Origin of the sequence: Nocardioides litoris, assembly GCF_006346315.1 — a bacterium.
In the GTDB taxonomy this organism is placed as follows: Bacteria; Actinomycetota; Actinomycetes; order Propionibacteriales; family Nocardioidaceae; genus Nocardioides; species Nocardioides litoris.
Map to the genome: position 1 here is coordinate 773,133 of NZ_VDMR01000002.1, position 26,888 is coordinate 800,020.

Below are 26,888 nucleotides of genomic sequence, written 5' to 3' on the forward strand. Positions count from 1 at the left end.
TCAGTCCAGGAGGCCGGCTCGGCGGGCCACGGCGACGGCCTCGAGGCGGTTGTGCGCGCCGAGCTTCTCCAGCACCTGCTGCGCGTACCCACGACACGTGTTGACCGTGATGCCCAGGTCGACCGCGACGTCCTTGACGGCCCGGCCCCCGGCCAGGGCCACGAGCACCTGGTGCTCCCGCGCGGTGAGGGCCCCGAGCCACCGAGCAGTCGTGGGAGCGGACGGTGTCGGGGCCTGTCCGAGGACCCCGTCACCGCCGTCAGGACCGGCTCCCTCGTCCTGCCCGGTGCCGGCGACCGTGACGATCCTGCGAAGAACGACCCGCCACGGGTGTGGGAGCTGGTCAACGAATCCGGCGGCTGGTTCCACCCGGTGCACATCCACTTCGTCGACTTCCGGGTGCTCAGCCGCAACGGCCGGCCCGCCGCGGCGTACGAGCAGGGAGGCAAGGACGTCGTCTACCTCGGCCCCAAGGAGACCGCCCGGGTGCTCGTGCACTTCGACCGGGGGCGGGGCCGCTACATGATGCACTGCCACAACCTGGTCCACGAGGACCACGACATGATGACGCAGTTCGAGATCCGCGACCCCGAGCGCACGGCCCCGGACCCGCTGTCCGAGCCCAGCCTCTGGCTCCCGGCGGGGGAGCTGTGAGCGCCGAGGTGGTGGCCCGGACCGCGCGCGGGTACGCCGGCGGGGCCAGGCCGCCGGCCACCACGACCCCGACCGACGACACGGCCCGGTGGGCCCGGCCCGTGGCCTGGACCTGCCTCGCGCTCGCCGGCTGGGTCCACGTCGTGGCCTCGTGGTCGCACCTCGAGGAGTGGGCGCTGCTGGGCTGGGGGATGGCCGTGATCGGCATGGTCCAGCTCGCGACGGCCTGGTTGGTGCAGTCGCGGCTGCAGGCCCCCTCCCTCGTCGCCGCCGGGACGCTGGTCACGGTGGCCGCCCTCGTCTTCTACGTCATGAGCCGCACCGGCGACCTGCCGTTCCTGCCCGCCCACACCGGGCACCACGGGTCCGGCCTGCCCGTGCCCGGGGCCGTGGGCGACGGGGTGCCCGACCTCCCGGGCTCGCGCACCGAGGCGGTCGGGGCCGTCGACGCCCTGTGTGCCGGGGCCCAGCTCGCGGCGGTGGTGGCGGTCTCGTGGCTGCTGCCGCGCCGCTGGCTCGACGTCGTCACCGCCTGCGCCTCCGTCGGCGCCGTCGTCGCCCTCGTCTGGCGGCTGGCCGGCTGACCGGCTGACCGCCCCTTCGTCCGCGGGCGGGTAGGGAGCGACCCACCCGCGGAGGGCCGACCGACCCCATGCGGCCAGCCCGGCCGGCGCGACGGACCCATGCCGTCGCGCCGGCCCCCCCCCGACCGCTCCCACCCCTCACCCCTCAGGAGAACGCCATGACCCCCTGCCCCCACCCGCGGCGGCGACGGCTCGCCTCGCTGCTCGCCCTGCCCCTCGCCCTCGCGCTGCCCGTCGTCGGGTCGCCGTCCGCGGACGCCGCCCTCGGCGGCACGATCGGGGACATCGATCCCGCCACCGGGTTCCCGTCCTTCTACACCGACACCGACGGCCTCGCCCTGCAGCTGTGCCTCGACGACAGCCTCGAGAAGTGCCTCTCGACGCAGGCCGACCTCCTGGGCAACGGCGCGGCCGGCGAGGCCTTCTACGCCATCGCCACCGCCGACGTCGGCGGGTTCACCGCCGAGTACGCGCTCGAGGCGGCGTACGCCGGCGACGGGCCGGGCCAGGAGGTCGTCTTCGCCCGCACCCGCTACACCGGGGACGGCGTGCCCGGTGCGACGTACACGTTCACCGGGCCCTACGGCACCGACACCTGCACGACCGACGAGCTCGGCGGCCTGAGTGGTCCCGCGTGCACCTTCGACGAGGGCGGGGCCGAGGGCGGGGACGTCTCGAGCGTCGTCACCAGCGACCGCATCGGACCGTTCCTGACCTGGGACACCTTCGGCGGGACCGGCCCGGCCGCGCCGCCAGAGGGGTACATCGGTGACCCGGCCATCGCCCACGCGGTCTTGGGCTCCCCGACCGGCTTCAACGCCGTCCGGGTCACCGGACCTGGCCTCACGGGGTCGTGCCCGGCCCTCGCCGCGCAGCCCGCGGCCGATGGCTGCGCGCAGACCACCGACTTCCTCGTCGCGGGCCGCCTCGCCAACGGGCCCCAGGGCGTGGCCACCCCCGACGCCGTCGACGTCGGCTCGGTGAGCACGGCCCAGGTCCGCGACGTCACCTACACCAACGTCGGCACCGCCGACCTGACCGTCACCTCGGTCGCCGTCGACGGCGACCCGGGCCTCTCGCTGCTCGCCACCGACTGCCTGACCGCGTCGCTGCCGCCGGGCACCTCGTGCACGGCCACCGTCGAGCTCGCTCCCGGGCCCGGGTCGCGCATCACCGGCTCCCTCGTCTTCGGCGACGACAGCGCCGCCGGTGTGCGCATCGTGCCGCTCGCGGCCAGCGCACCCGTCTCGTCCTTCGCCACCATCGCCGACCTCGACCTCGGCGCGGTCGAGCTCGGCCGAGCGACGTCCCGCGCCGTCACGGTGACCAACGACGGCACCGCGCCGCTGTCGCTCACCGGAGCGACGCTGACCCCGGCCGCCACGGGCGTCTCGCTGGCCGGGCAGGGCACCCGGCCGTGCGTCGCCGGGACCACCGTCCTGGCCGTCGGTGAGTCCTGTGGACTGCGCATCACCGCGGCGCCGACCCAGGTGGGCGAGCGCCGGACCGACCTGGTGCTCTCCGCGGCCGACCAGGCTGCGTCGACCCGGGTGCCCGTGCTCGTCCTCGGACGCGACACCACCGCGCCGGTGCTGCTGGCCCGCACGCCCGCGCCGTCCGCGCGTCGGACGCCACGGGGCACGTCGGTCGCGCTCACCTTCGACTCACCGGTCACCGGCGTCGCCGCCACGATCCTCCAGCTGGTCGACCTGCGGACCGGCCGACCCGTCAAGGCCACCCGGGTGGCGTCGGCCGCCGGCCGCCGGTGGGTGCTGGACCCCCGCCGGGCGCTCCGTCCACGGACCCGCTACCAGGTGCGGCTGCTCGGAAGCCCGGCGCTCGTCCGCGACCTCAACGGCGTCGCCGCCCGCAGCACGAGCTGGTCGTTCCGCACTCGGTGACCGGACCCACGCAGGCCGGACCTGCGGGTCCGGCCGGTCGGCCCTCCTGGGCCTTGGTCCGGGGTGCTCCCCACGCGCGATTGTCGACCTCGATGGGCGCCAGTCGCAGGGCCGTGGCATCCTTGTCGCCATCGAAGGGGAGTAGTTCCCGTCCATCGTCCCGTTCGAGGGACGCGGAGGTACGTCGACATGCTGGTGGCTCCGGCCACCCGGCGTACCGCCCGGTCCGGCCAGGTAGGTCGGCTCCGGGTGAACGAGACCTTCGGCACTGACCCTGTGCCGAAGTGACCCCTGGTGCCTTCGGCCACGAGCACCGGAGGTCCCTCCTCGATGTCCCTGTCCACGTTGCTCCTCGTCGCGGTCGGGTTGTCGGCCGACGCCTTCGCCGTCGCGCTCGGCAAGGGCCTGCAGATGCGCCGGCTCTCGCTGCGCGGCCTCCTCGCCCTGGCGGTGACCTTCGGGCTCTTCCAGGGCCTCATGCCGGTCCTGGGCTGGGCGGTGGCGACCACGTTCGCGGACCAGATCACGGGCATCGACCACTGGGTCGCGGCCGGCCTGCTCGGCGCCATCGGCGCGAAGATGCTGTGGGACGCCGTGGCCGGCGACGACGAGGACGGGGAGCCGGGCGACGGCACGGTGCCGCTGGGAGAGCTGCTGCTGCTCGGGGTCGCGACGAGCATCGACGCCCTGGCGGTGGGGGTCGGGTTCGCGTTCCTCGACGTCTCCATCGTCGGCGCCGCCCTGCTCATCACGGTGGTCACCTTCGTGCTGGCGGCCGTCGGGGTGCTGGTCGGGCACCGCGCCGGCGTGCGGTGGCGCGGCCCGGCCGAGGTCGTCGGCGGCCTGGTGCTGGTCGGGATCGGCCTGAAGATCCTGCTCGAGCACACCGGCGTCGTGTGACGGTCGGCCAGGTCGGGCCCCTAGGGGTGAGACCGCCGCAGTTAGCATCACCATGAAGTTATCTACTCATGATGAAACAGGGAGACCGATCATGACCACTGCCTCCGTCGCACCCCGGGTCTTCGTCACCGGTGCGAGCATCGCGGGCCCCGCTCTCGCGCGCTGGCTGCACGAGGCAGGCTTCCGGGTGACGTTGCTCGAGCGCTCGGCGCAACCGCGCCAGGCGGGCCAGAACATCGATGTGCGGGGCCTGGGCCGCGAGGTGCTGCGGCGCATGGGCCTGGAGGAGGCCGTGATGGCCAACCTGACCGGGGAGGCGGGCACGCGCTTCGTCCGCGGGTCGGGTGCGCCGTACGCCGTCTTCCCTCGCCAGGTGGGCGAGGACGGCCCGACCGCGGAGATCGAGATCCTGCGGGGCGTGATGGCCGACCTGGTCCTCGACCAGGTGCCGGACGGCGTCGAGCGCCGCTTCGGAGACTTCGTGGTCGCCGCGACGCAGGACCCCGACGGGGTCGACGTCCGGCTCGACAGCGGGGCCGAGGAGCGCTACGACCTGCTCCTGGTGGCCGAGGGCCGCAGCTCCCGCACCCGCAGGCTCCTCTTCGAGGGCGAGACCAGCCACCGCGACCGCGGGGTGACCATCACCTACGGGACCATCGAACGCACCGACGCCGACACCGACTTCTGGGACTGGTTCACCGCCTCCGGGGGGCGGGTGGCCTCCACGAGGCCCGACAACGTCGGCACCACCCGCGCCAGCCTGTCTTTCGTCTCCGACGACCGGGGCTTCGAGACCGCTCCGGTGGCCCAGCAGCTCGCCGCGCTGCGGCGGACCTACCAGGGAGCAGGCTGGATCACCGAGCGGATCCTCGACGGCTTCGAGGCCCGTCCGGACGAGTTCTACGTGCAGCGCATGGAGCAGGTCGTGGTGTCGTCGTGGAGCGAGGGCCGCGTCGCGCTCGTGGGAGATGCAGCCTGGGGCTCGGGCCCCACCGGCATGGGCACGACGCTCGCCCTCGTCGGCGCCCACGTCCTGGCGGGGGAGCTGGCCCGTGAGCGGGAGCGTGGGGACGTCGCCGCGGCGTTCACGCGGTACGAGCGGCTGCTCCGCCGCTACGTCGACAGCTCCCAGGGCCTGCCGCCCGGCGGTGCTCGCATCCTGCACCCCTCGACCCGCCTGGGGGTGCGCCTGCTGCAGGCCGTCCACCGGGTCGCGGCCTGGGGGCCGGTGCGCACGCGAGCCCAGAAGACGCTCCTGACCAGCGCCAAGGGCGAGCCGGAGCTCCCGGACTATCGTCTGCCCTCGGCGGTGGAGGACTGAACGAGGAGAGGCGCGCGGTGGACGAGCTCGGGGCGGAGGTCCTGGAGGCGTTGCGCGGCTACGTGGTGGCCTACCAGGACTCCTCGCGCGACCTCGCCCACCACATGGGGCTGCCGGTGCCCGACGGCGTCGGCCTGGGTGAGGTCCTGTACGCCGAGCAGCGGGGGGCGCCCCTGTCGCCCACCGCGTTGAGCCACCGCATCGCGCTGACCTCCGGCGCGACCAACGCCCTGGTCAACCGGCTCGAGACCCGCGGTCTCGTCACGAGGTCACGCGAGCACGAGGACCGGCGCATCGTCAGCCTGAGGGCGACCGCAGTGGCCCGGTCGCGGGCCGAGCAGTTCTTCGGGCCGTCGCGGGCCCACCTGGCGCAGACCCTGGACGGGTACGAGCGCGACCGCCTCGTCATCGTGCGAGACGCGCTCCGCGAGCTGGCCGCGGTGCTGCCCCGGGCCCGCTGAGGCGCACCGACGAGGTCGCTCGCTGGTCATCGACCGGCCTCAGGTCCCGGCGCGGACGACGCGGGCTCGGCGTCGTACCGGGTGCGCGCCTGCTCGATCTCGTCGCCGTGCTCGACGGTCCACCGGAGGACGGCGTCGACGGGATCGCGCAGGGTCTTGCCCAGCGGAGTGATGTGGTAGCGGACGGCGACCGGTCGGACGTCGACGACCTCTCGGTCGACGATGCCGTTGCGCTCGAGCCGGCGCAGGGTCGCGGTCAGCGACTTCTGGGTGACCGGGACGAGGCGACGCAGCTCGTTGAAGCGGCGCGGGGCCTCGCACAGCTCCTCGAGCACCAGCACCGACCACTTGTCCAGCACCTGGGCCAGCACCTCCCGGTGGTCGGCGGTGAGGACGAGGCGCTGCGAGGTGTCGGGCACGACACCTAGGCTAGTTGAAGTGCCCTCCGGCTACCAGGTAGCAATGAGATACCACTCCCGCACGACCGACACCGGAGGCACCACCATGACCGTCCAGCTCCTCGACCCTCACGGGATGCTCGAGCAGGAGGCGTACCACCACGTCGCCGTCGCCCGCGGCACCACGTTCGTCACCGTCGCCGGCCAGGTGGGCTGGCGGGCCGGCGCGCAGCTGGATCCCGACGACCTCCCCGGCCAGGTCGGACAGGCGTTGCGCAACGCGGCCACCGGACTCGCGGCCGCCGGGGCGACGTACGCCGACGTGGTCCGCCTGACCTTCTACGTCACCCGGTGGTCGACCGACGACCTGGCTGGGTTCATGAGCGGCGTCGAGTCGGTGGCGGAGGAGCTCGCGATCCCCGCGCCGATGCCCCCGGCCTCCCTCATCGGGGTCGAGGCGCTCTACGACCCCGACGCCCGCGTGGAGGTCGAGGTCACCGCCGTCCTGGCGTGACCGAGGACTGACCACCCGGCGCCGCGAGCCTCGCTCCGCGGAGGGACGAGCCGGGGCGACCCCATTGCGGCCGCGATGACGGATGCCGAGGACGACCTGGTCCCGACGCGGGCGGGCCTCGAGGACTACCTGCACCTGCAGGCGGTCTCCGGCCTGGCCGCGAGGACGCCGGCGGAGGGGGTGGCGGCGTTTGCAGGGCAGCTGGTGCTGGAGCGTGGTCCGGTCCCCGGAGGCGGTCGGTCGCGATGGGCCGTGCTCGGCGACGGGGGCTGCTGCTTCCACGTCGGCGCGGCGCTGGGCGTGCTGCTCCAGGTCGAGGGTCGCGGTCCCAGCAGATCGGGTTGGACCCATCGACCCGGGTGCGCGAGACCGGCGGCACGGTCGGTCGTCACATCGGATCTCGACATTTGTCACGGGCCTTCGTGTGACCATCGCCCGGTGAACGACAGGACTGTCGAGCCGACGCGACTGACCAAGGGCGGCAACGTCTCGCTCTCCGCGCTGGGAGCCGAGCTCGGCGGGCTCACCGTGTACCTCGACAGCCGAGGCCAGGGCGACGAGGTGATCGACGCCGACGTCAGCGTCCTGCTGCTCGCCGCGGACGGCAAGGTGCGCAGCAGCTCGGACTTCGTGTTCTACAACCAGCCGATCGCGCTCGGCGGGGCTGTGCACCTTCGGGACAAGCTGCGCCCCGAGCCAGGCACGGTCGAGGCGGGGGAGGGGTGGTCCTCCGACGTGGTCACCCTCGAGCTCGACGACGTGCCTGACGAGGTCGACCGGATCGTGGTCTCGGCCAGTCTCGACGCCGGCGCGGGCGTGACTTTTGGGGATGTTGCGGCGATCAGGATGCGGGTCCAGCGCACGTCCGATGCGGTCGACCTCCTTGTCTTCGACATCACGGACGTCACCACTGAACTGGCCCTGCTGTTCGGTGAGTTCTACCGCCGCAACGGCGAATGGAAGGTCCGTGCGGTCGGCCAGGGGTACGCCGACGGTCTCGGTGCCTTGGTCTCGGCCCATGGCGTCGAGGTCGCCGCCGACGACAACGACGACAACAACGAGACCGACAGAGGTGATGGTGGTTCCGACGCGGGCGACGACGCCTCGACAGACGTCCAGACCGCGTCGGCTGATCGAGTCGATGTGACGGACGGGGTGAGCGCCGTCGACGCCGATGCCCCACCCAGTGACGCTGGCGGCGGCGGCGGCGGCGGTGAGGCGCAGGCGAGTGGGCCCGCGCTGGATGGTCGTGCCGGTCTGTCCACGAGTGAGAAGGGAGTGCCGGTCGAGAGGGACCTGGCCGCCGAGACCAGTTCCGGCGCGCCTGCCAGGCGCGGGGTCTCCGTCCGCCGGCCGACCCGGGCCCCTCGTCTCCCGGCGGACTGGGACGCCTCCATCCCCGCAGCCGACGGCAACGACTGGCAGCCCGCACGACTGTTTCCCGTTGCCGGAATCGGCAGCGGGGAGGAGCAAGAACGCAGGGCCACATCGGCGTTGCTGGCGGTCATGGGCATGGTCCGCGAGTTCGGTGCCGCGCTGACGTCGAAGTGCGGCGCGCCCCGCGGCGCGCTCACGACGTTCATCGAGGTGCCGTTCGCCCAGGACGAAGAGGCGTACCGACCGGACGGCGTCCTGCGGGTCACCCGTGGTCAGAAGGAGTGGACCGCGCTGGTGGAGGTCAAGACGTCGAACGGCAAGCTCGACGCCACCCAGATCGACCGATACGTCGAGATTGCCCGGACCAAGGGATTCGACGCCGTCATCACCATCAGCAACGAGCTCGCCGGCGGCGATGCCGACCATCCCGTGGCCATCGACCGCCGCAAGCTCCGCAAGGTCGCCCTGCACCACCTCTCCTGGGACCAGATTCGCGCCGGGGCCGTGCTCACCGCTCGCCACCGTGGGGTGTCCGACCCGACGCAGGGCGCGGTGCTGGAGGAATTCATCCGGTACATGGCGCACGCGCGCTCCGGGATGGGTGGCCTCGGTGACATGGGGCCGAGCTGGGTCAAGGTGCGCGACGCGGTGAAGGCGAAGACCGCACGCGCATCGGACAAGGCCACCGGTGAGGTCAGCGCCCGGTTCGATGAGCTGGTCCAGCACCTCGGCCATCACTTGTCGGGCCTGCTCGGGGTGGAGGTGCAGGCGCTCTCGCCCCGTGAGACCCCCGACCACGCGAGCCGTCGCCAGCAGCTCGCCGATTCCGGCTTGCTCTTCGGTCGTCTCAAGGTCCCGGACGCGGTCGACGTCGTGGTGGTCGGCGCCGACCTGCGAGCCGACCGCGCCAGCGCGTCCATCACGGTGCCCGCGCCACGCGGTGAGACCCGAGCCCTGACCCGGGTCAACTGGCTGCTGCGCCAGCTGCCCGAGCACGCCAAGGACTCGATCCGGATCGAGGCCCACCTTGCGGGCCCGCGGTCGACGTCAACGGCGGCCCTGCTGGGCAAAGCACGTCAGGACCCGGCCTGTCTGCTGCCGGAAGACCAGCGCGAGATCCGGTCATTCACCGTCTCCATGGACGTGCCGCTCGGCTCGAAGCGAGCCGTAGGCACCGGCACGCTGATCGGGTCGGTGAAGACTGTCTGCACGACGTTCTACGCCGACGTCGTGCAGCACTTGCGGCCGTGGACCGACACCAAGAAGTAGCCGCCTGCCGCGCCGCGGCCCGTCTCGGTGCGACGTTCCGGGGCGCGCCGCGGTTTGACTCCGCTGGTCGTCCAGCTTGAGTTCGGCGCGGCTTGTCGAAGGAGACGGTGCGCGGCTGGTGACGGTCGATGCCAACAGTCGGACTCGCAACCAGCCCCTGACCCTGGGATACGGCGGGGGAGGGGCGACCTTGGGTGTCACCCGTGCCTCGCGGGTGCTTGTCGCGTCCCCGCCTGTCCGCCCCGCGACCGGTCCCCGGCGACCGGTGCGCGGAGGGCGAGGACCACAACGGGGTGCTCGTGGGCGCAGCGCCGCAGCCTGGGATGGACTACCGGCGGCCCGACGTGTCCTACCGGTGGCCGCCGAGCGCGGCGGGCAGGCGGCCGACCAGCTGCTGGCCGGGACGCTGCTGCTCGCCCTGCTGAGCGCCCATGACGACCAGGATCCCGGTCAGGGCCGGGATCGCCCACTGGGTCACCTTGAGGTTGCGCTGGGCGGTGGCGAGCGCGGTCGAGGCCTCGGCGGACGGCTCGGTCGCCCCCTCGGCGCCCTCGTCCTGGTGCGCCTCGACGACCTTGCCGAGCACGCCGCTGTAGGCGGTGAGCCCGGCAGCCACGACCGTCAAGGCGCCCTTGGTCCAGGTGTTCAGAGCGGCCCCGCCGTGCTGCTGGACCCGGCGGCGGTTGGCCACGATGAGGCCGGCGCCGCCGATGCCGTGCGCCGCGATGGCCCCGGCCTGGAACGGCGCCCAGCTCTTCCACCCGAGGGCGGACAGCCGGGTGCGCTCTGCCGGGTCGTGGGCCTGGCCGGCGGCGTGGTTGAGCCCGGTGGCGCCCATGAGGGACCCTCCGAACCAGGCGGCCAGGCCGGCGTCGTGCAGGCTGCGGATGACGGTGCTGCGGTCGGACATGGGGGTCTCCCTCGGTGGTGCGGTGGTCTCAGGCGGGCACACGACGCCGCGCCCGCAGCGAGCCCGACGGGTTGTCGGGCGGCGGGTCGTGGGGGTCGTCGGCACCGGGGTTGCTGGGCACGGGCTCGGGCGGCGTTCCGCTCGGCTGGCCCTCCCCAGGCCATCGGCTGCCAACGGGCGCCGGCGGCGCGAACGAGGCGGGTGGGACGGATCGGGGTGTCATCGAGGACCTCCACGGCGTGCGAGCGTGCGCGGGGTCGTCGGGGTCCGGGACGACGGGTTCTCCTCGACAGTAGGCGCCCCGTGGGACCCGCGCCAGGCGGGGGCGGGTGAGGCCGAGCCACCCTGGTCGGCGGCGCTCGGCGCGCGCGTCCGACGCGCCACCCCGGACCCGACCGTCGGCGCGCTCGACGTACGGTGGACGTGGCCGGCCGGGCCCGGGGCACCGCCCGGTTCCTCGCCCGAGGCCAGGAGGCCGGAGAGGCCGAGGTGCCCGAGGAGGGGAGTGCCGTGACGACACCGCCGCGTCCGACCCGCCCCGGGCGCGACCGCGACGCGCGGGGCCGTGCGGAGCAGGCCCGCCCGCGTGACGCGCTCGGCCGACCACTGCCCTACGGCTCGCCCGGCGTCGCGCCGATCGACGAGACGCCGCGGTCGCCGGACGACACCCTCGCCTACGCCCGCGAGCTCCTCGACGTCGGTCGCGCGTTCGCGGCGCACGAGGCGCTCGAGGTGCGGTGGAAGTCCTGCCCCGACTCCGAGCGCGAGCTGTGGCAGGGCCTGGCCCAGCTGTGCGTGGCCCTGACCCACCACGAGCGCGGCAACGCCGTCGGCGCCCGGCGGCTGACCGACCGCGCCGCCGGCCACCTGGTGTCGTACGCCGCCCGGGGCGGCCCGACGTACGGCGTCGCCCTCGACGACGCGGTGGCGTGCGTGCGCCGGCGGGTCGGCGACCTCGGCTGAGCTGCCCCGAACCCGGCCGGCGTCGTGGTGCGCAGGAGGCTGGTGGACCGGTAACCTCTCTCCAGCCACGTCGTCCCGGACCCCGATGACTGCCGCTACCGGTGGGGGGACCTGTGCGACCGAACGAGCCACGAGCCGAGCGGGTCTCCTTCGTGTGCACCCCCGAGTCGCTGGTCCTGCTCGAACCGCTGCGGACCATGCGCGGGACCGACCGGTCCCTGGTCGGCTCCTGGTTGGAGCACCACGGGATCGATGCCACGAGCCTCGCGCCGGGTTCGGCCGTCCAGTGCGACCGGGCCCGCTACCTGCTGCGGTGGGTCGCGCTCGACGGCTCCGGAGCGGAGGTGCGTCGGTTGCGGCACCACTTCGCCGACGACGGGCTGGTGTGGCCGCGGCCGTTCCCGGAGGCCATGCTGACGCCCGGTGCCTTCACCGACCCTGACGGCTACGTCCTCGCGCCGGGGCTCCCGGTGCCTGGGCCCCCCGAGCCAGGGTCGGAGGTGGCCGGTGCATCCGGGCCACGCTGCCCCTCCGACGTCTAGCAGCGCCTGGCGGGCCGCGGCCTCGGCTACCCTGGCCCAAGACTGCGAGTGTCGGACGGCCTGCCGTGTTCCACGGCCCCTCGTCCCGACGCGGGCAGCGACCTGAGGCGGCACCCCCGTGACCGATCGACAGCGTCCCCTCCACCACGTGCTCGGTCCTCGTGGGGGATCGCGGTGATCTCCTTCGTCTGGGACGCCCACACCCGCCTGCCCGCCGGCACCGGCGGCTCGGAGAACTACACCGTGGGCCAGGTGCGCGAGCTCGGCCGACGCGGCATCGCGGCCCAGGTCGTGACGATCGGGGTCGGGGACGACGACGGTCGCGAGGACTTCCCCGACGTGCCGTTCGTCTCCCTGGACCGGCTGGCCGACGTCGGCGACCTCGACACCACCGTCGTCTTCGTCTGCGAGGCGCCCTTCGTGGCGACGCGCCGCCCGTCGTACCAGATGCTGCACGTCCCGCCCCCGCTGCGTCCCGAGCGGCGAGCCGGGGTGCTCGCGGGGATGCGCGACCGCGTCCCGATCGCGACCAGCCGGTACGCCGCCGCCCTGTGGGCGCGCTACCTCGACGTGGACCTCGCGACCGTGCACGTCGTCCACCCCTTCGCGGAGCGGGCGTTCGGCGAGGTGCGCCGCACGAGGCCGCGCGACGGCCGCCGCCGGGTGCTCTACGCCGGCCGCCTGAGCCCGGAGAAGGGCATCTACACCTTCTTGTCGATGCTGCACTCCGACCTCGTGGCCGACGACCCGTCCCTGTCCTTCACGGTGACCACCGCCGGGGCCGACAAGCCCCAGGGGCAGGAGATCGAGGCCATGGTGCGGGTGCACCCGCGCATCGACCTGGTCCCGGCGCGGGTGACGTCCGAGGCGATGGCCGCGCTCGTCGCCGACCACGAGGTCGTCGTGATGCCGTCCAACGGCCAGTACTGGCACGAGACCTTCGGGATCGTCTCGATCGAGGCGCAGCACGCCGGTGCGCGCGTCGTCGCCTCCGACGACGGGGGCCTGCCCGAGACGCAGTGCGGCGGGCTCCACCTGGTCGCCGCGGACGACGCCGAGGCCCTGGCCCGCGGCATCGTCGACGCGCTCTCCCTGCCTCCGGTCTCCCCGGTCGAGCGGGCCGCGGCGGCGACGAGCTTCACGGTCGGTCAGTCCGTCGACGCCCTCCTCGGGGCACTCGCGGCACCCCAGCCGGCGACCCCGTTCCGGGTGGTCCGCGACCTGGAGCGGCTGCTGCGGCTGCCCACCGCCGAGGTGCCCGCCCGGCGGCTCGGGGCCGAGGCCTCGGAGCGACCGACCGAGGGGATCGGTCGGTGAGCGCCCCGGCCGTGCCCGGGCGCACCTTCACCGACACCGACCTGGACTACGTCCGGTGTGCCCTGCGGGAGTCGCTGGACTCGCGCCGGGCCCACGTCGTCGTCGAGGCGACGGCGTACGCACCCGGCCTGCGCGAGGCGGCCCACCGGGTGCGGACGGCCTCCGAGGTCGACGCCGATCGCACCCTCGCCCTGCTCGAGGCGTGGGGGGAGCGTTGGGCCGCACCGGCCGGCCGACCGAGCCTGGCGGAGGGCCTGCTCGGGGTCCTCGCTGCCGCCCCGGCGACCCGCCCCGGCCGCGAGCAGGACCGGCGCCTGGTGGTCGCGCTGACGGCGTACGTCGAGGCCGTCGTCCGGCACGACCGCGCACAGATGGTCGCCGGTCGCGACCCGGCGGCGCGTGGTCTGGCCGAGGACCACCTCCAGGCCGCCGCCCGCTACCTCCGCGCCCTCCGCGACCTCCGGGTGGTGGGGGAGCTCGACCGCTGACTCGGGTGGGGCGGGCCGCGGCGTCAGGAGCGGCGCGGCCCGGCCGGTCCCAGGTCGGCCCGGGCCTGCGGAGCGCTCGCGAACCTCACCGCCGCCCAGCCTGCGGCCACAGCCGCGTCGACGTTGGCCTGCCGGTCGTCGATCAAGGTGAGGTCGCCGGCGCGAGCGGCGAGCGAGGCACGGACATGCTCGAACACCGCCGGGTCCGGCTTGGCGAGGCCCGTCCGGCAGGACAGGGAGACGTGGCCGAAGCACGAGACCCAGGGTCGCCGCACGACGTGCCGAGCGATCTCCTCGGGAATGTTCGACAGCAGCGCCAGCGACCACCCGTCCCGTGCCAGCTCCTCCACGAGGGCCACGGTCTCGGGATCGTCCTCCGAGCACGTCAGCACGTCTGCCTCGACCAGCTCGCCCAGGGGCGGCTGCACGAGACCCAGCCGGTCGAACACCGCCGCCCAGTAGGTCGCGGCGGTGTGCGCGCCCGTGTCGTAGCCGGGCCGCTCGCTCCAGTACGCGTCCCAGAAGGTGGCGCTCCGGCCGGCAGCCAGGCGCTCGAGCGCCTGGGTTCCGGCGTCCCCCTGCTCGCGGAGCACGACGCCGAAGATGTCGAAGACGACCGTCTGGCCAGAGCGAGGAGTCACGCGGTCATCATCCGCCTGGTGTCCCCCGGGCGCCCGGCTGGCCACGGTCGTCGCGGTGGCGCCTCGCCGCGTGCGGCGCGACGGTGAGAGGCCGCTCATCGTCGGCTCACGGCGGCCTCACGCGGCCCCGACAGCTTGGTGGACGTCCACCCCGGTCGACCACGTTGGAGTCCCTGCCATGCGCCTGCGCATCCTGATCGCCCCGTCCGGCTCCAAGGAGAGCCTGAGCGCACGTGAGGTCGCCGACTGCGTCGCCAGCGGCGTACGCCGGGCGGTGCCGGACGCCCTGATTCGCAAGGCCCCGCTGGCCGACGGCGGCGAGGGGTTCGCCGAGGCGCTGGTCGCCGCGGTGGGGGGCGAGCTGCACCCGGTCCGGGTGACCGGGCCGGTGGGGGAGCCGGTCGAGGCCCACTTCGGATGCTCGCGGGCGAGACCGTGCCGACGGCCATGCTGGAGATGGCGGCCGCGGCCGGTCTGCGGCACGTGCCGCCGGGTCGCCGCGACCCGCTGGAGACCACGACCCGCGGCGTGGGTGAGCTCGTCGCCGCGGCCCTCGACCGGGGCGCCCGGCGCATCCTGGTCGGCTGCGGCGACTCCGGCACCAGCGACGGCGGGGCCGGCATGGCCCAGGCCCTCGGGGCCCGGTTGCTCGACGCCGACGGCGACGAGATCGGTCCCGGGGGTCGCGAGCTGCTGCGCCTGGACCGGATCGAGCTCGACGGCCTCGACCCCCGGCTGGCCGAGTGCACCCTCGACGTGGCCTGCAACTGGACCAACGTGCTCACCGGGCCCCACGTGCAGGGTCGCGCCCAGCAGGGCCGACAGCCCGGCGCCCAGGCCCCCGGACGCACCCGAGCCCGGGGCGGTGCGCACGTCGGCGCCGGTCACGACCTCGACCACGTCGGCGTGGTGCAGCAGGGCCTTCTCCAGCACCTCGACGGTCGCCTCCTCGGCGCCCTTCTGCGGGCCGTAGACCCGGGAGACGCCCAGCGTGGACGTCCCGGTCAGCTGGGGCCGGCGACGTTGTCGAGGACGCTGAGCGACTCGTTCTCCGGGACCGGCACCTCGCGGTCGAAGCTGGGCTCGCGGGTCAGGGCCTGGCCGTCGGAGGTGTAGACGGCGAAGCGCTTGGTGAACGCCCCGCCCTCGAGCGTGCTGCTCTGCAGCACCAGGACGACGTCGTCGCGGCGGTCTCCGTCGACGTCGGAGACGGTGAGCTCGGAGGTGAGGATGCTGGAGTCGTCGGCCAGGGACTCCCCGTCGGCGATGAACGGCTCCTCGGTGAACGCGCCGTCGGCCCACCGCCACGCCGTGATGGTGGGGGCGTAGCCCCCGGACAGCGCGACGACCTCGTCGACGCCGTCGCCGTCGAGGTCGCCCGCGCGCATCGCCTGGATGCCGAACAGGCCGTCCTCGACCGGGCTCGGCTCGCCGAGGGGCTCGAACGCCGATCCGGTCGAGGCCAGGACCGTGGCCGAGACCTCGCCGCGCACGCCGCCCTCGCCCTCGCTGCCGTCGTCGAGCAGCACGAGGTCGACACGACCGTCCCCGTCGACGTCGGCCGCGGCCACCTGGTGGGCCGGGTGGGTGCCGGTGAACCAGGGGACGGCGGGCGCGAAGACCCCGGTCCCGTCGCCGACCGAGACGTCGACCTGCAGCTCGCCGTCGCCGATCGGGGTGATCGCGGCCAGGTCAGGGAAACCGTCGCCTGTCACGTCGCCGAGTGCTGCCTGGACCTCGAACAAGCCCAGGACCTCCGGGCTGTCAGGGAGCCGGACGGGAGAGGTGGGCGAGCCGGCCAGCCCCAACGAGACACTCAGCCGCGGCGGGTCGCCCTGCACCCGGAGCACGTCGCTGCGGCCGTCGGCGTCGACGTCACCGACGAGGCCGACGACGTCGACGGCCGGGCGCACCCGGGGGTCGCGGAAGCTGGTCCCGTCGGAGCGGAGCACCTGCAGGCCGCTGCTGAGCGTCAGCAGGGCGACGTCCCCGAAGCCGTTGCGGTCGAGGTCGCCGCGGATCGGACGCTCCGTCACCGGGGCGGCCGCCGACGCCGGCGGGTCGGCAGGAGCGCCGGACGCGCCGGTCCCGGCGCTCGGGTCGGTGCCGCCGTCACCATCGCCGTCGTCGCCGCCCACGACGACCGCGATGCCGACCGCCACGAGCGCCACCGCCAGGGCGGTGGCGACCGGCAGCACCCATCGAGACCGTGCCGACCGGCGGCCTGGGGTGGGGGTGCCCGGCGGCCACGACGGCGGGCGCACCGAGGTGGCGCCGGGGATGCCGACAGGGCTGCCGACGGGCGCGGGGCCGTACGCCGGGGGCGGCAGCGGCCGGCCGGACGCCGTGGAGCCGAGGCCGGCGACCTCGCGCAGCTCGCCGCGCAGCGCGGCGGCCGACGGCGTCCGGAGGGCGGGGTCCTTGGCGAGGGCCCCGGCGAGCACCCGGTTGAGCCGGACGGTCATCTCGTCGTCGCCGGCGAGCTGGGGGACGGGAGCCCGCTGGTGGGCCGCCGCAACCTCGACGTCGGAGCCGTCGTAGGGCGGGCGTCCGGTGAGGGTCTCCCAGAGCAGGCACCCGACGGCGTACACGTCGCTGGCGGCCGTCGCGGGCCGGCCCGCGACGCGCTCGGGGGCGAGGTAGGTCCAGGTGCCCGCCACCGCACCGGGCGCGGTCAGCATCGAGGCCGGGGCGTCAGCGGTGTGCGCGAGGCCGAAGTCGCCCAGGAAGGCGTGCGGCCGGTCGAGCCGGTCGTCACGCAGCAGCACGTTGGCCGGCTTGACGTCGCGGTGCACCACGCCGACCTCGTGGGCGTCGCGCAGGGCCTCGGCGACCTGCGCGCACAGGGTGGCGGCGAGCACTGGCGGCATGGGCCCGCGCTCGCGCAGCACCCGTCCCAGGTCACCGCCCCCGGCGTGCTGCATGGCGAGGAACACGGTGCCCTCGTGCACGCCGTGGTCGAAGACCTGGATGACGTGCGGCGACTCGAGCCGGGCCAGGGTCGCGGCCTCCCGCTCGAAGCGCGCCGTCGCGGCCCCGTCGCCCTGCAGCGAGAGCAGGGTCTTCAAGGCCACCTTGCGCTGCAGCCGCAGGTCGGTGGCCAGGTAGACCACCCCGGCCCCTCCCACGCCGAGGACCCGCTCGATCCGGTAGGGGCCGAACGCGGCACCGGGGGCCAGGGACGGCGCGCTCACCACCGGGCACCGTCCACGGCCTCGAACCGGGCCGGCTCGGAGGCGTCGGCGAAGCGCTGCGGCCAGATGAGCCACCGGCGCCCGACGAGCGTGCCGGACTCCGTGGCCAGGGCCACGGTGACCCGGGCGTTGCCGCCCTGCCGGACGGCGTCGACGCAGACGACGTCGTCGCGGCCGTCACCGTCGGCGTCGACCACGGCCACCTCGGCCCGCAGCGCGCCCTCATCGGACAACCGCAGGCTGCCCGCTGCTGGTCTGGTCTGGATCACGCCGTCCTCCAGGTCGTGGACGCCGAGGTCGAAGAAGCCGTCGGCGGGGTCTGCGGTGATGACCTCGGCGGCACCGTCACCGTCGACGTCGCCGGTGCGGAGCACGTAGTCCCTCGACCCGAGGTCGGTGGTGGCCTCGGCCAGGGCGTCGAAGCCGCCCGCGCCGTCGCCCCGGAGCACCCGGACGGTGGCGTCGAGGCGTCCGTCGGCGTTGCGCTCCGAGGTCGTCTCGACGACCACCAGGTCGGCCCGGCCGTCGCCGTCGACGTCGCCGGCGCGGATGCGGTCGGTGGCGGGGGCGAGCCGTACGACGGCGCCGGACGTCGGGGCGCCGAGCCGCTCGCCGTCGAAGCGCCAGGTGCGGACGGTCACCGGCTGCCGGCCGGCCGGGCCGGCCACCTGGATCGTGAGCAGGTCGTCGAGCCCGTCGCCGTCGACGTCGGCCAGGGCGTCGAACGTGCGCTCGGTCCTGGAGCCCCCGGGCAGCGTCGTCGCGACCCGACCACCGTCGGAGAGGGTGGCGGAGATCCGGACCGGACCGGTACGGCCCGGCTGGCGGAAGGTGAGCACGTCGGTCGCGTCGTCGCGGTCGAGGTGGCCGGCGAGCCGCCACACGTCGTCGCCCTCGCCGGCCGGGGCGAGCTCGCGGTCACCGCCGGGCTCGAACGCCTCGCCGTTCGAGGTGAACGTGGCGCTGCGCACCGTCCCGGCCGCGTCGCGGGGGCTGTAGTCGACCATGAGGTCGCCGAGCCCGTCGCCGTCGAGGTCGCCGGTGGTCGGTCCCGCGGCGGCCGGCACGACCGCGGGGCCGCTGGTCCCGCCGGCCCCGCCGGGCCCGCCGGGCCCGCCGGGCCGGCCGGTGGCGGGAGAGGGTGACGGGCGGGCCGCACCGGTCGCCCCGTCGCCCGGGTCCGGGGCCGGCCCTGCCCCGGCGAGGGCGTAGCCCCCGGCGCCCACGGCCGCGACCGTGACCACGACCGCTAGGCCGGTGAGGACGCGGCGCCGTCGGCCGACGGGCTGCGGGCCCGGCGCCGGCGGCGGTCCGTGGTGCGCGGGCGGCACCGGGCGCACGGGCGGCGGGGGCGGTGCGGGCGGGTCGGACAGCGGGACGGCGGTCAGCGGCCGGTCGGTGCCGAGCACCGTGGCGGCCGCGAGCAGCGCCCGGCGGAAGGCGCCGGCGTCGGGGTAGCGGTCCCCGGGCCGCTTGGCCATGCTGCGGCGCAGGACCTCGTTGACCGCCCGTGTCGCCGGGTCGTCGCCGGAGGCCTGCCGCACCGGGCTGTGCTGGTGGGCGACCGCGACCTGCACCTCGCTCCCGGTGTACGGCGGGCGGCCGGTGAGGCACGCCCAGAGCACGCAGCCGAGGGCGTAGACGTCGGAGGCGGGGGTGGCGGGCTCGCCGCGGCCGCACTCGGGCGCCAGGTAGCTCCAGGTGCCGGCCACGGCGCCTTGGTCGGTGAGCGCGTCAGCCTGGGCGTCGTCGGTGCGGGCGATGCCGAAGTCGCACAGGTATGCGTGGAGGTCGAGGTCGGGGTCGGCCGCGCCCCCGGCCCGCGTGGACCCGCGCAGCAGCACGTTGGTGGGCTTCACGTCCCGGTGCACCACGCCGCCCCGGTGGGCGTCGTCGAGCGCGTCGGCCACCTGCGCGCACAGCGGCAGGGCCACCGACGGGGCCAGCCGCCCCCGACGGGCCAGCAGCCCGCTGAGGTCACCCCCGGCGACGTACTGGGTGGCGATGTAGGCCGCGCCCTCGTGATCGCCGTAGGCGTAGATGGCGGTGACGTGGGGCGAGTCGAGCCGGGCCAGGACGGCGGCCTCGCGCTCGAAGCGCCGCTGGAAGTCGCGGTGGCCACCCAGCGCTGCCGCGATCACCTTGAGGGCCACCGTGCGGCCGAGGGCGGTGTCGGTGGCCCGGTAGACCACGCCCATCCCGCCGCGCCCGACCAGCTCGTCGAGCCGGTACCGACCGACGGTGTCGCCGGGAGCGGGGAGGGATGCCACGGGGTGCATCTTCCCAGGGCGGCGCGCGCCCATGCAGGGGCGTCCTCGGTGCTGCGCACGTTCGGCTCCCGTGCCGACGACCGCCCGGCCTGCTCCAGGGGAGGTCGTCCCCGGACCCCACACGGGCTGTACGCGTGCGGTCGAACCCGGCCGGCTGGCGGTCGCGATTGCGACGCTCGATGGCGCGGAGCACGTCGCCGTCGACGCGGGCGTGGAGCGCACGATCCAGTCGATCTCGAGGCCCCTCACCGATGCGTTGGTGATCGCCGACCGGGGGTCGTACGCCGTGCTAGAGCACAGCATCGAGGGGCTCGTCGACCGCGTGCTGCTCGCCCTGCTCGAGGCCCGATCGTCGGAGGGGTTCTCACCACGTCGGCCATGCGCCGGAGCGAGCGCGGGGCAGTCGCGGCGCCGCCGTGACGCCGGTACGGGCCGAGTCCACCAGCGCCGCGACGGCGGCGCTGCTCCTGGTCGCGGGAGCGGTCGGCGACGGTGCTGCTGACCTGCAGCTGCCGGTAGGCCGGGCGTAGCGTGGCGGTCGTGACGAGCGCCCGACCCGACCGCGACCGCGACGCTGCGGGTCGTGCCGAGCAGGCGCGGCCGCGCGACGCCCTCGGTCGGCCGCTGCCCTACGGCTCGCCGGGGGTGCCACCGATCGACGAGTCGCCGCGCCCGCCGGCCGCCACCCTGACCTACGCCCGCGAGCTCCTCGACCAGGGACGGCCGTTCGCGGCCCACGAGGCGCTGGAGGTGCAGTGGAAGAGCTGTCCACCCGAGGAGCGGGAGCTCTGGCAGGGCCTGGCCCAGCTGTGCGTGGCCCTGACGCACCTCGAGCGGGGCAACGCCGTCGGTGCCGAACGGCTCGCGGACCGCGCCGCGGACCACCTCGCGTCGTACGCGGCCAGCGGTGGGCCGACGCACGGCGTCGACCTGGCCGACGTCACGCGGTGCGTGCAGGAGCGCGTCCGCGGGTGAGGGCGCTCAGCGGCCGGTGAGCCACAGGCCGCCGGTCTCGTCGACCTCGAAGGCCCCCGCCGCGAGCTGCTCGGCGAGGCCGGAGAACCACGCGCCGTACGACGCGGCCACCGGCGCCGGCGTCGGTCCGTCGACGGGGAGCCAGATGACCTGCCCCACGGTGCCGGTGGGCAAGGGGTCGAGGTCGACGGCGTACCCCGTGCCCTCTGACTCGGTGACCGGTAGCCAGCCGCGCAGGTTGGGGACGGTCCGCACCTGGTCGGGGGTCATCCAGGCGTAGTCGTCGGAGTCGGGATCGCTCCCGAACGCCGCGTCGAGCAGCCGGTGCCGCTCGGCCATGCCGTCGACGCCGAGCAGGGTGTGGTGGTCGAAGACGTCGAGGAGGCGGGTCGGGTTGTCCTGGCCGTCGTGGACGGCCAGGCTGGCGAGCAGGTCGGCCGGCAGGTCGTGCCCGACCTGCTCGGCCAGCCGCTCCAGGTCGCCGGCCGCCGCGGGCGGGCGCAACGTCGCCGCGACCGCGGGCAGGTGGGCGCGCAGCACCCGCTCGATCGCCTCCCACGCCTCGCCCACGTCCACGGGTCAGTCCTAGCAGTCCCCGCCGTGGGGCGGGAACATCCGCCCGCGCCCGGTCGGACGGGCGCTCAGGCGCCCGCGCCGCCGTCGACAGGGACGACCGCACCGGTGACGGCCGAGGCGCGGTCGCTGAGCAGGAACGCCGCCACCTGGGCGACCTCGTCGGGCTCGGCCAGGCGACCCATCGGCGAGCCCGCCGCCGCGGCGTCCAGGACGCCGGGACTCGCGGCGTCCCACGCGGCCATCATCTCGGTCGCGGTCGCGCCGGGGGTGATGCCGTTGACCCGGATGCCCTCCCGGGCCCAGGTCACCGCGGCGGACTCGGTGATGCTGTCCAGGGCGCGCTTCATGGCGCCGTACGCCGGGAGGGTGGGGTTGGCCCGCCGGGCACCGATGCTGGAGGTGTTGACGATCGCCCCGCCGCCGTGGGCGCGCATCACGGCGGCCTCGGCGGTCATCGCGGTCCAGTGGGCGCGGAAGTTGACCGCGAACTGGGCCTCGAGGTCGGCGTCGCTCGTCTGGTCGAGCGGCCCGGGCGGCTGGACGATGCCGGCGTTGTTGAACGCCCCGTCGAGCCGGCCGTGCACCGAGCCGGCCTCCTCGACCGCAGCGCGGACGGCCGCGGTGTCGGCCAGGTCGACCGGGACGGCGTGCGCGGTGCCGCCGTGGGCCCGGAGCTCCTCGACGAGCCGGTCGAGCGCGTCGACGCTCCGGGCGGCGAGGACGACGCGAGCGCCCTCGGCCACGAAGAGCCGGGCGGCTGCCGCGCCGATGCCGCGGCTCGCGCCGGTCACGAGCACGACCTTGTCGTCGAGGAGGCCGGCGGGCTGGTGGGTGGGCTGGTGGGTGGGCTGGGTGTCGTGGGTGGTGGTCATGTCCTCCACGCTGCGGCGGTGGCGCCGGCCGAGCCAGGCACAGCTCGTACCTGGCTCCGACCTGCCCCCGGAACGAAGGCGGGGGGAGGATGGCGTGGTGGACAAGCAGGAGCTGGGCGCGTTCCTGCGCTCGCGCCGTGAGCGGCTCGCGCCCGAGGACGTCGGCCTGCCGTCCGGCCCGCGGCGTCGTACGTCCGGGCTGCGGCGGGAGGAGGTCGCGGTGCTGGCGCACGTCTCGACGGAGTACTACACGCGGCTGGAGCAGGCGCGGGCCTCGCGTCCCTCGGCGGAGGTGTGCGCGGCGCTCGCGGGCGCGCTGCGGCTCGACGAGGGCGAGGCCGGGCACCTGTTCGTGCTGGCCGGCACGGCCGACGAGCGTCGGCGGCTGCACCGGCGTGACGTCCGGCCCAGCATCGCGGCGCTGGTGCACCGCCTGCCCGACACGGCGGCGTTCGTGCTGTCTGCGGCGTACGAGGTCCTGGTCTGGAACGACCTCGCGGGGCTGCTGATGGAGGACTTCGCGACGCTCGCCCCGGAGCAGCGCAACCTCGCCCGGCGCGCCTTCCTCGCCCCGCCCTGCCGGACCAGTCTCTACGGCATCACCGAGGAAGCCGCCTTCCGGATCGCCGTGACGGCCCAGCTGCGGGCCACCCGGGCCCGCTACCCCGACGACCCCGACGTCGCGGGTCTGGTCGACGACCTGCGTGCCGGCAGCCCGGACTTCGCCCGGCTGTGGGAGCGCCACGACGTCGCCCCTCCGCCGATGCTGACCAAGACCTTCGACCACCCCGCCGTCGGACGGCTCACGCTCGACTGCGACAGCGTCGTGCTCCCCGAGCGCGACCAGCACCTCGTGCTCTACACCGCTCCCGCCGGTTCGGCTGCGGCCGACGGCCTCGCCCTCCTCGGTCTGCTCGGGTCGACCACGTCCGGCTGACGGGACGAGGCGGTGGCGCTTGTCGCGCAGGAGTGTCCCGGCCACCCCTCGACACTGGCCCGGGGTGGGTCGGGGCGGTCGCTCACCGCTGGGCCGGCATCGCGACGATGGGTGACCTGGGCCACAGCAGGCGTAGGGTGTCCGCATCATCGAGCTTCGGTGCGAACGCCCAACAGCTTGATGGAAGGCAGACCATGTCCTTGGTCGACATCCTCCGCGCCGACGACGCCGTCACGGCGTTCCGGCGCGGGCCGCAAGGCCGCCGCACGCTGGTGGACCCGGCGGCCCCGGGGTGGCTCCACCCCGCGCCTCCCGCCTTCGGGCGCTCCGAGCCGACCGCGGGGAGCAGGACCGGCTCCGAGCAGCCGGAGACCCGCGTCGACCTCCCGGGCCGCGCCGACACCGGCGCCACCTCATGACCGCCCAGGACATCCGGCTCACGATCGAGGACCAGCCGGCAGCGGCGGGTCCCGACGGCACGTGGTGGCCCGGTTCGCGGCTCCTGGCCGTCGAGCTCCCCCGGCTGGTCGACGGCTTCCCCGTCGAGGTCGGCCGGGTCACGCGGCTGCTCTACTCGCGCCCGGACTGGGACGACGCGGTCGACCAGGAGGGGCACGGCGTGCGCAAGGTCGTGACGAGCCGGGGCGCCTGCAAGGTCGGCTCGTTCCCCCGGGACGACACCCGTCTGGTGATCGCCACGCTGTCGACCGGCGAGCGGCTGCGCCTCGCCGTCGTGCACGAGGGGACCGAGCGCTCGGTCGAGGCGCCCGATGGCCCGGCCTGACGGGCCGGTCGACGCCACCCCTGGGCCTCCGGCCGACCTGACCAGTCGTGGGCACGAGGTGGTCGAGCCGCCCACCCACGGTCACAGCGACGGCCACAGCGACGCCGGGATCGCCGCGCGGTCGGGCTCGAGCCACGCCCGCAGATGACCGATCACGGGGTGGACCTGCTCCTCGTGGAGGGTCTGTTCTCGGCCGGCTGCAGCTGCGGCTGGGAGGGCACCGGCGCCTACCCGACCCGCGTGGCGGCCAGCGCCGAGCACGACGCCCACCTCGCCGCGATCGCGACCTGAGCGGTCGCCCGACCTGCAGCTGCAGGCGGCCTCGCGGGACCGCCGGCGACGGGGTGAACCTGTCGGGGTGACCCGGGTCCTCCCCGGGCGCCCGCATGATGGGCTCATCTTCGAGTGACTCACCACGACCCGGGTGGTGCCTCCACTCCGCGTTGTTGGGGTGATCGAAGTCAACCGACAGCCCGGCCGGGGACCGACCGGGCTGTCGGACCACGTCTGCGTCCCCGGTGGCGACCCGCCCCGACCGCCGCCCGCGCTGACGGTGCAGCGCGCGTCGCCGGTCGGGGCCTGGTCGCGCTCCCGAGCCCTAGGGCGTGGGCATGCCCCCGTCGACGTGCAGGGTCTCGCCCACGACGTACGACGACTCACCGCTGGCCAGGAAGACGTACGCCGGCGCGAGCTCGGCCGGCTGCCCCCACCGCCCGAGGTAGGTCTGCTCACCCGCGCTCGGCAGCGCCGACGGCGGCTGGCCGCCCGCGGGCTGCAGGGGCGTCCAGATCGGGCCCGGCGCCACGGCGTTGACCCGGATGCCCTTCGGCGCCAGCTGTGCGGCCAGCCCCTTGGCCAGGTTGTTCACCGTGGCCTTGGTCGCGGCGTAGTGCACCAGGTGCGGAGACGGCGCGTAGGCCTGGATCGAGGTCGTGTTGATGATCGTCGAGCCCGGGGGCAGGTGGGGCACCGCGGCCTTGGTCACCCAGAACGTCGCGTAGGCGTTGGTCTTGAAGGTCTGGTCGAACTCCTCGTCGCTGATGTCGACGACGTCCTCGACGTGCTGCTGCTTGCCGGCGTTGTTGACCACGATGTCGAGCCCACCGAGTCCCTCGACCGCCCGTGCGACGGCCTCGCGTGCGAACTCCGCGTCGGTGAGGTCGCCCGGGAGCGCGACCCCGGTCCGGCCGGCCTCGCGGACCAGACCGAGCACGCGGGCGGCGTCCTCCTCCTCCTCCTCGGGCAGGTAGACGATGGCGACGTCGGCGCCCTCACGGGCGAACGCGATCGCCACCGCCGCGCCGATCCCCGAGTCACCCCCGGTGACCAGGGCCTTGCGGCCCTCGAGCCGGCCGGACCCCCGGTAGGTCTCCTCCCCGTGGTCGGCGGGCACGTTCTGCGCCATCTCCCGGTCGGTCCCGGGCCCGTCGAGGTACTGCTCGTCCGGCACCTTGTCGGCGTACATCGACGTCGGGTCCTGCATCACGTACTGGTCGGCCATGGTCGCTCCTCGAGCTCTGTGCGGCACCCGCTCAGGCGGGTGCGGTCTCTGGACGTCCCACCCTCGTCCGGCTCGCGCGAGCGGCGGACCACCCGACGCGGGGGAGGGGACCGGCCCTCCGGGCCCTCGCCGGGCCGCTCACGGGGCCGGCGGGGCCGGCGGGGCCGGCGGGGCCGGCACCGCGGCCAGGGCGGTGCGGGCGACCGCGTGCACCTCCTCGGCCGAGGCGCCGTCGCGGGCGGCCCCGGACATGCCGCGCATGACCGCGACCAGGAACGACGCCAGCGCCCCGGCGTCGACGTCGGCCGGCACGTCGCCGTCGGCGATCCCGCGCTCGATGCGGTCGACCAGCCGCCGGCGCACGGCGTCGCGCTGGCCGTCGAGGCGGGGCTCGGTGAGCAGCAGGCAGCCCAGCGGGGTGCCCGGGTCGGTGTGGACGCGGGCGGTGTCGTCGAGCATCCGGGCCACGGCCTCGCGCACGGTGGGCAGGGCGCAGGCCTGGTCGACGCCCTCGAGGGTGCGCGCGGCGTACACCTCGGCGACCTCGCCGAACAGCTGCGCCTTGTCGCCGAAGGCGGCGTACAGGCTCGGCGGCGTGATGCCCATCGCCCGCACCAGCGCGCTGATCGAGGTGCCCTCGTAGCCGGTGCGCCAGAACTGCTCGACGGCTGCAGCCAGGGCCGTGCCGCGGTCGAAGCTGCGTGGTCGGCCCGCCATGGCTCCGACCATACCGTAGTGGTCGATACAGAACGTGCTACGGTCGTCCGCAACATCCGTAGTGATCGCTACAGAAAGAGGCACACCATGCACATCGAGGGCGCCACGGCGCTGGTCACCGGGGCCAACCGGGGCATCGGGGCGGACTTCGTCCAGCGCCTGCTCGCCCGCGGGGCGCTGCGGGTGTACGCCGCCTCGCGCGGCGGGGACGTCGCCGGGGGCGACGGCGTCGTCCCGGTCCGGCTCGACGTGACCGACCCGAGCCAGGTCGCCGCCGCCGCGGAGCTGGCGAGCGACGTCGACCTGGTCGTCAACAACGCCGGCATCTCCACCGGCACCCGTCTCGTCACGGGTGACCTCGACCAGGTGCGGCGGGAGATGGAGACCAACTTCTTCGGGCCGCTGCACGTGGTCCGGGCCTTCGCCCCGGTCCTCGCGGCCCGCGGCGGCGGTGCGGTGGTCGACGTGGTCTCGGCGCTGTCGTGGTTCACCGCCCCCGGCGCCGGCGCGTACGCCGCCTCGAAGGCCGCGGCCTGGAGCCTGACCGACAGCGTGCGGCAGGAGCTCGCCGAGCAGGGCACCCTCGTCGTCGGCGTGCACATGGGCCTGGTCGACACCGACATGGCCGCCGGCATGGACGCCCCCAAGCTCCGCCCCGCCGAGCTCACCGACGCAGCCCTCGACGCGGTCGAGTCCGGGACCCTGGAGGTGCTGGCCGACGACTGGACGCGGGCGGTCAAGGCCGGCCTGTCGCTCGACCCCGCCGAGCGCTACCGGCGGCTCTTCGGCGGCTGAGCCCGACGACCCAGCACGGGGGCGGCC

Annotated in this window: 28 protein-coding genes and 3 pseudogenes; 20 read left to right on the forward strand and 11 right to left on the reverse strand. The window is 75.0% G+C overall.

What is annotated here, in order from left to right; all coding sequences use genetic code 11:
- Positions 1 to 384 carry a LuxR C-terminal-related transcriptional regulator gene (locus FJQ57_RS23600; protein ID WP_170219416.1) on the reverse strand — a complete coding sequence of 128 codons (384 nt, stop codon included), beginning with the start codon at positions 382 to 384 and terminating at the stop codon, positions 1 to 3.
- Here FJQ57_RS23600 and FJQ57_RS22505 point away from each other — a divergent pair.
- From FJQ57_RS22505 to FJQ57_RS11755, 6 genes are all read left to right on the forward strand, one after another.
- A complete protein-coding gene (locus FJQ57_RS22505; protein ID WP_170219335.1) occupies positions 331 to 654 on the forward strand; it encodes a multicopper oxidase domain-containing protein in 324 nt (107 codons plus the stop codon). The two genes, FJQ57_RS23600 and FJQ57_RS22505, sit on opposite strands and share 54 nt — an antisense overlap.
- Positions 651 to 1,238 (forward strand): hypothetical protein, encoded by a 588-nt coding sequence (locus tag FJQ57_RS11735; RefSeq protein WP_139980357.1) that lies wholly within the window; start codon positions 651 to 653, stop codon positions 1,236 to 1,238. Before FJQ57_RS22505 ends, FJQ57_RS11735 begins: the two co-directional genes overlap by 4 nt.
- A gap of 158 nt (positions 1,239 to 1,396) precedes the next feature.
- Positions 1,397 to 3,139, forward strand: coding sequence for a choice-of-anchor D domain-containing protein (locus FJQ57_RS11740; protein ID WP_139980359.1), 1,743 nt, complete (start codon positions 1,397 to 1,399; stop codon positions 3,137 to 3,139).
- A gap of 330 nt (positions 3,140 to 3,469) precedes the next feature.
- Positions 3,470 to 4,039 carry a manganese efflux pump MntP gene (locus FJQ57_RS11745; RefSeq protein ID WP_139980361.1) on the forward strand — a complete coding sequence of 190 codons (570 nt, stop codon included), beginning with the start codon at positions 3,470 to 3,472 and terminating at the stop codon, positions 4,037 to 4,039.
- A gap of 91 nt (positions 4,040 to 4,130) precedes the next feature.
- The gene (locus FJQ57_RS11750) at positions 4,131 to 5,360 is read left to right on the forward strand and encodes an FAD-dependent monooxygenase (protein WP_139980363.1); all 1,230 of its coding nucleotides are present in this window, start codon (positions 4,131 to 4,133) and stop codon (positions 5,358 to 5,360) included.
- Between the two features lie 17 nt (positions 5,361 to 5,377).
- On the forward strand, positions 5,378 to 5,821 hold the full coding sequence (locus FJQ57_RS11755; RefSeq protein WP_211348865.1) for a MarR family winged helix-turn-helix transcriptional regulator: 444 nt from the start codon (positions 5,378 to 5,380) through the stop codon (positions 5,819 to 5,821).
- Positions 5,822 to 5,847: 26 nt separating this feature from the next.
- Here the strand turns inward: FJQ57_RS11755 and FJQ57_RS11760 are convergent, their stop codons facing one another.
- On the reverse strand, positions 5,848 to 6,240 hold the full coding sequence (locus FJQ57_RS11760) for a winged helix-turn-helix transcriptional regulator (protein WP_139980365.1): 393 nt from the start codon (positions 6,238 to 6,240) through the stop codon (positions 5,848 to 5,850).
- 85 nt (positions 6,241 to 6,325) lie between these two features.
- Between FJQ57_RS11760 and FJQ57_RS11765 the strand changes: the two genes are divergently transcribed.
- On the forward strand, positions 6,326 to 6,733 hold the full coding sequence (locus tag FJQ57_RS11765; protein WP_139980367.1) for a RidA family protein: 408 nt from the start codon (positions 6,326 to 6,328) through the stop codon (positions 6,731 to 6,733).
- A 438-nt stretch (positions 6,734 to 7,171) separates the two neighbouring features.
- Complete coding sequence (locus FJQ57_RS11770) at positions 7,172 to 9,379, forward strand: TerD family protein (RefSeq protein WP_170219400.1); 2,208 nt, start codon at positions 7,172 to 7,174, stop codon at positions 9,377 to 9,379.
- A 349-nt stretch (positions 9,380 to 9,728) separates the two neighbouring features.
- Here the strand turns inward: FJQ57_RS11770 and FJQ57_RS11775 are convergent, their stop codons facing one another.
- Positions 9,729 to 10,289, reverse strand: coding sequence for a hypothetical protein (locus tag FJQ57_RS11775; RefSeq protein ID WP_139980371.1), 561 nt, complete (start codon positions 10,287 to 10,289; stop codon positions 9,729 to 9,731).
- A 510-nt stretch (positions 10,290 to 10,799) separates the two neighbouring features.
- Between FJQ57_RS11775 and FJQ57_RS11780 the strand changes: the two genes are divergently transcribed.
- The 4 genes from FJQ57_RS11780 to FJQ57_RS11795 all read left to right on the forward strand — a co-directional run bounded on the left by FJQ57_RS11780 (position 10,800) and on the right by FJQ57_RS11795 (position 13,599).
- The gene (locus tag FJQ57_RS11780) at positions 10,800 to 11,252 is read left to right on the forward strand and encodes a DUF309 domain-containing protein (RefSeq protein WP_139980373.1); all 453 of its coding nucleotides are present in this window, start codon (positions 10,800 to 10,802) and stop codon (positions 11,250 to 11,252) included.
- 152 nt (positions 11,253 to 11,404) lie between these two features.
- Positions 11,405 to 11,794 carry a hypothetical protein gene (locus tag FJQ57_RS11785; RefSeq protein WP_139980375.1) on the forward strand — a complete coding sequence of 130 codons (390 nt, stop codon included), beginning with the start codon at positions 11,405 to 11,407 and terminating at the stop codon, positions 11,792 to 11,794.
- A 174-nt stretch (positions 11,795 to 11,968) separates the two neighbouring features.
- Positions 11,969 to 13,111 carry a glycosyltransferase family 4 protein gene (locus FJQ57_RS11790; protein WP_139980377.1) on the forward strand — a complete coding sequence of 381 codons (1,143 nt, stop codon included), beginning with the start codon at positions 11,969 to 11,971 and terminating at the stop codon, positions 13,109 to 13,111.
- A complete protein-coding gene (locus FJQ57_RS11795) occupies positions 13,108 to 13,599 on the forward strand; it encodes a hypothetical protein (RefSeq protein ID WP_139980379.1) in 492 nt (163 codons plus the stop codon). The genes FJQ57_RS11790 and FJQ57_RS11795 overlap by 4 nt, the downstream gene beginning before the upstream one ends.
- Positions 13,600 to 13,622: 23 nt before the next feature.
- Here the strand turns inward: FJQ57_RS11795 and FJQ57_RS11800 are convergent, their stop codons facing one another.
- Positions 13,623 to 14,339, reverse strand: coding sequence for an HAD-IA family hydrolase (locus tag FJQ57_RS11800; RefSeq protein WP_139980381.1), 717 nt, complete (start codon positions 14,337 to 14,339; stop codon positions 13,623 to 13,625).
- A gap of 79 nt (positions 14,340 to 14,418) precedes the next feature.
- Here FJQ57_RS11800 and FJQ57_RS23785 point away from each other — a divergent pair.
- Positions 14,419 to 14,604 (forward strand): annotated as a pseudogene (locus FJQ57_RS23785) (glycerate kinase); the annotation flags it as partial.
- Between the two features lie 83 nt (positions 14,605 to 14,687).
- Positions 14,688 to 15,065: pseudogene (locus tag FJQ57_RS23790) on the forward strand (glycerate kinase); the annotation flags it as partial.
- A 24-nt stretch (positions 15,066 to 15,089) separates the two neighbouring features.
- Here the strand turns inward: FJQ57_RS23790 and FJQ57_RS23795 are convergent.
- From FJQ57_RS23795 to FJQ57_RS11815, 3 genes and pseudogenes are all read right to left on the reverse strand, one after another.
- Positions 15,090 to 15,173 (reverse strand): annotated as a pseudogene (locus FJQ57_RS23795) (hypothetical protein); the annotation flags it as partial.
- 71 nt (positions 15,174 to 15,244) lie between these two features.
- Complete coding sequence (locus tag FJQ57_RS11810) at positions 15,245 to 17,434, reverse strand: protein kinase domain-containing protein (RefSeq protein WP_139980383.1); 2,190 nt, start codon at positions 17,432 to 17,434, stop codon at positions 15,245 to 15,247.
- Positions 17,431 to 19,704 (reverse strand): protein kinase domain-containing protein, encoded by a 2,274-nt coding sequence (locus FJQ57_RS11815; protein WP_170219401.1) that lies wholly within the window; start codon positions 19,702 to 19,704, stop codon positions 17,431 to 17,433. Before FJQ57_RS11815 ends, FJQ57_RS11810 begins: the two co-directional genes overlap by 4 nt.
- Positions 19,705 to 20,244: 540 nt before the next feature.
- On the opposite strand from FJQ57_RS11815, the gene FJQ57_RS11825 reads away from it, so the two are divergent.
- Positions 20,245 to 20,679 (forward strand): DUF309 domain-containing protein, encoded by a 435-nt coding sequence (locus FJQ57_RS11825; RefSeq protein ID WP_139980389.1) that lies wholly within the window; start codon positions 20,245 to 20,247, stop codon positions 20,677 to 20,679.
- Between the two features lie 6 nt (positions 20,680 to 20,685).
- Here the strand turns inward: FJQ57_RS11825 and FJQ57_RS11830 are convergent, their stop codons facing one another.
- Both FJQ57_RS11830 and FJQ57_RS11835 read right to left on the reverse strand, forming a co-directional pair.
- Positions 20,686 to 21,255 (reverse strand): SMI1/KNR4 family protein, encoded by a 570-nt coding sequence (locus FJQ57_RS11830; RefSeq protein WP_139980391.1) that lies wholly within the window; start codon positions 21,253 to 21,255, stop codon positions 20,686 to 20,688.
- Positions 21,256 to 21,320: 65 nt separating this feature from the next.
- Entirely contained in the window at positions 21,321 to 22,127 is an 807-nt protein-coding gene (locus tag FJQ57_RS11835; RefSeq protein ID WP_139980393.1) for an SDR family NAD(P)-dependent oxidoreductase, read from the reverse strand.
- 97 nt (positions 22,128 to 22,224) lie between these two features.
- On the opposite strand from FJQ57_RS11835, the gene FJQ57_RS11840 reads away from it, so the two are divergent.
- From FJQ57_RS11840 to FJQ57_RS23605, 4 genes are all read left to right on the forward strand, one after another.
- Positions 22,225 to 23,064, forward strand: coding sequence for a helix-turn-helix transcriptional regulator (locus FJQ57_RS11840; protein ID WP_139980395.1), 840 nt, complete (start codon positions 22,225 to 22,227; stop codon positions 23,062 to 23,064).
- Between the two features lie 194 nt (positions 23,065 to 23,258).
- The gene (locus FJQ57_RS11845; RefSeq protein WP_139980397.1) at positions 23,259 to 23,483 is read left to right on the forward strand and encodes a hypothetical protein; all 225 of its coding nucleotides are present in this window, start codon (positions 23,259 to 23,261) and stop codon (positions 23,481 to 23,483) included.
- The gene (locus FJQ57_RS11850; protein ID WP_139980399.1) at positions 23,480 to 23,848 is read left to right on the forward strand and encodes a DUF5994 family protein; all 369 of its coding nucleotides are present in this window, start codon (positions 23,480 to 23,482) and stop codon (positions 23,846 to 23,848) included. The genes FJQ57_RS11845 and FJQ57_RS11850 overlap by 4 nt, the downstream gene beginning before the upstream one ends.
- Positions 23,849 to 24,007: 159 nt before the next feature.
- A complete protein-coding gene (locus FJQ57_RS23605; protein WP_281284260.1) occupies positions 24,008 to 24,139 on the forward strand; it encodes a hypothetical protein in 132 nt (43 codons plus the stop codon).
- A gap of 307 nt (positions 24,140 to 24,446) precedes the next feature.
- On the opposite strand, the gene FJQ57_RS11855 is transcribed toward FJQ57_RS23605, so the two are convergent.
- Together FJQ57_RS11855 and FJQ57_RS11860 are read right to left on the reverse strand one after the other, a co-directional pair.
- Entirely contained in the window at positions 24,447 to 25,349 is a 903-nt protein-coding gene (locus FJQ57_RS11855) for an SDR family oxidoreductase (protein WP_139980401.1), read from the reverse strand.
- Between the two features lie 138 nt (positions 25,350 to 25,487).
- Complete coding sequence (locus FJQ57_RS11860; RefSeq protein ID WP_211348868.1) at positions 25,488 to 26,066, reverse strand: TetR/AcrR family transcriptional regulator; 579 nt, start codon at positions 26,064 to 26,066, stop codon at positions 25,488 to 25,490.
- 87 nt (positions 26,067 to 26,153) lie between these two features.
- On the opposite strand from FJQ57_RS11860, the gene FJQ57_RS11865 reads away from it, so the two are divergent.
- On the forward strand, positions 26,154 to 26,861 hold the full coding sequence (locus FJQ57_RS11865) for an SDR family oxidoreductase (protein ID WP_139980405.1): 708 nt from the start codon (positions 26,154 to 26,156) through the stop codon (positions 26,859 to 26,861).
- The last annotated feature ends 27 nt before the right edge of the window (positions 26,862 to 26,888 follow it).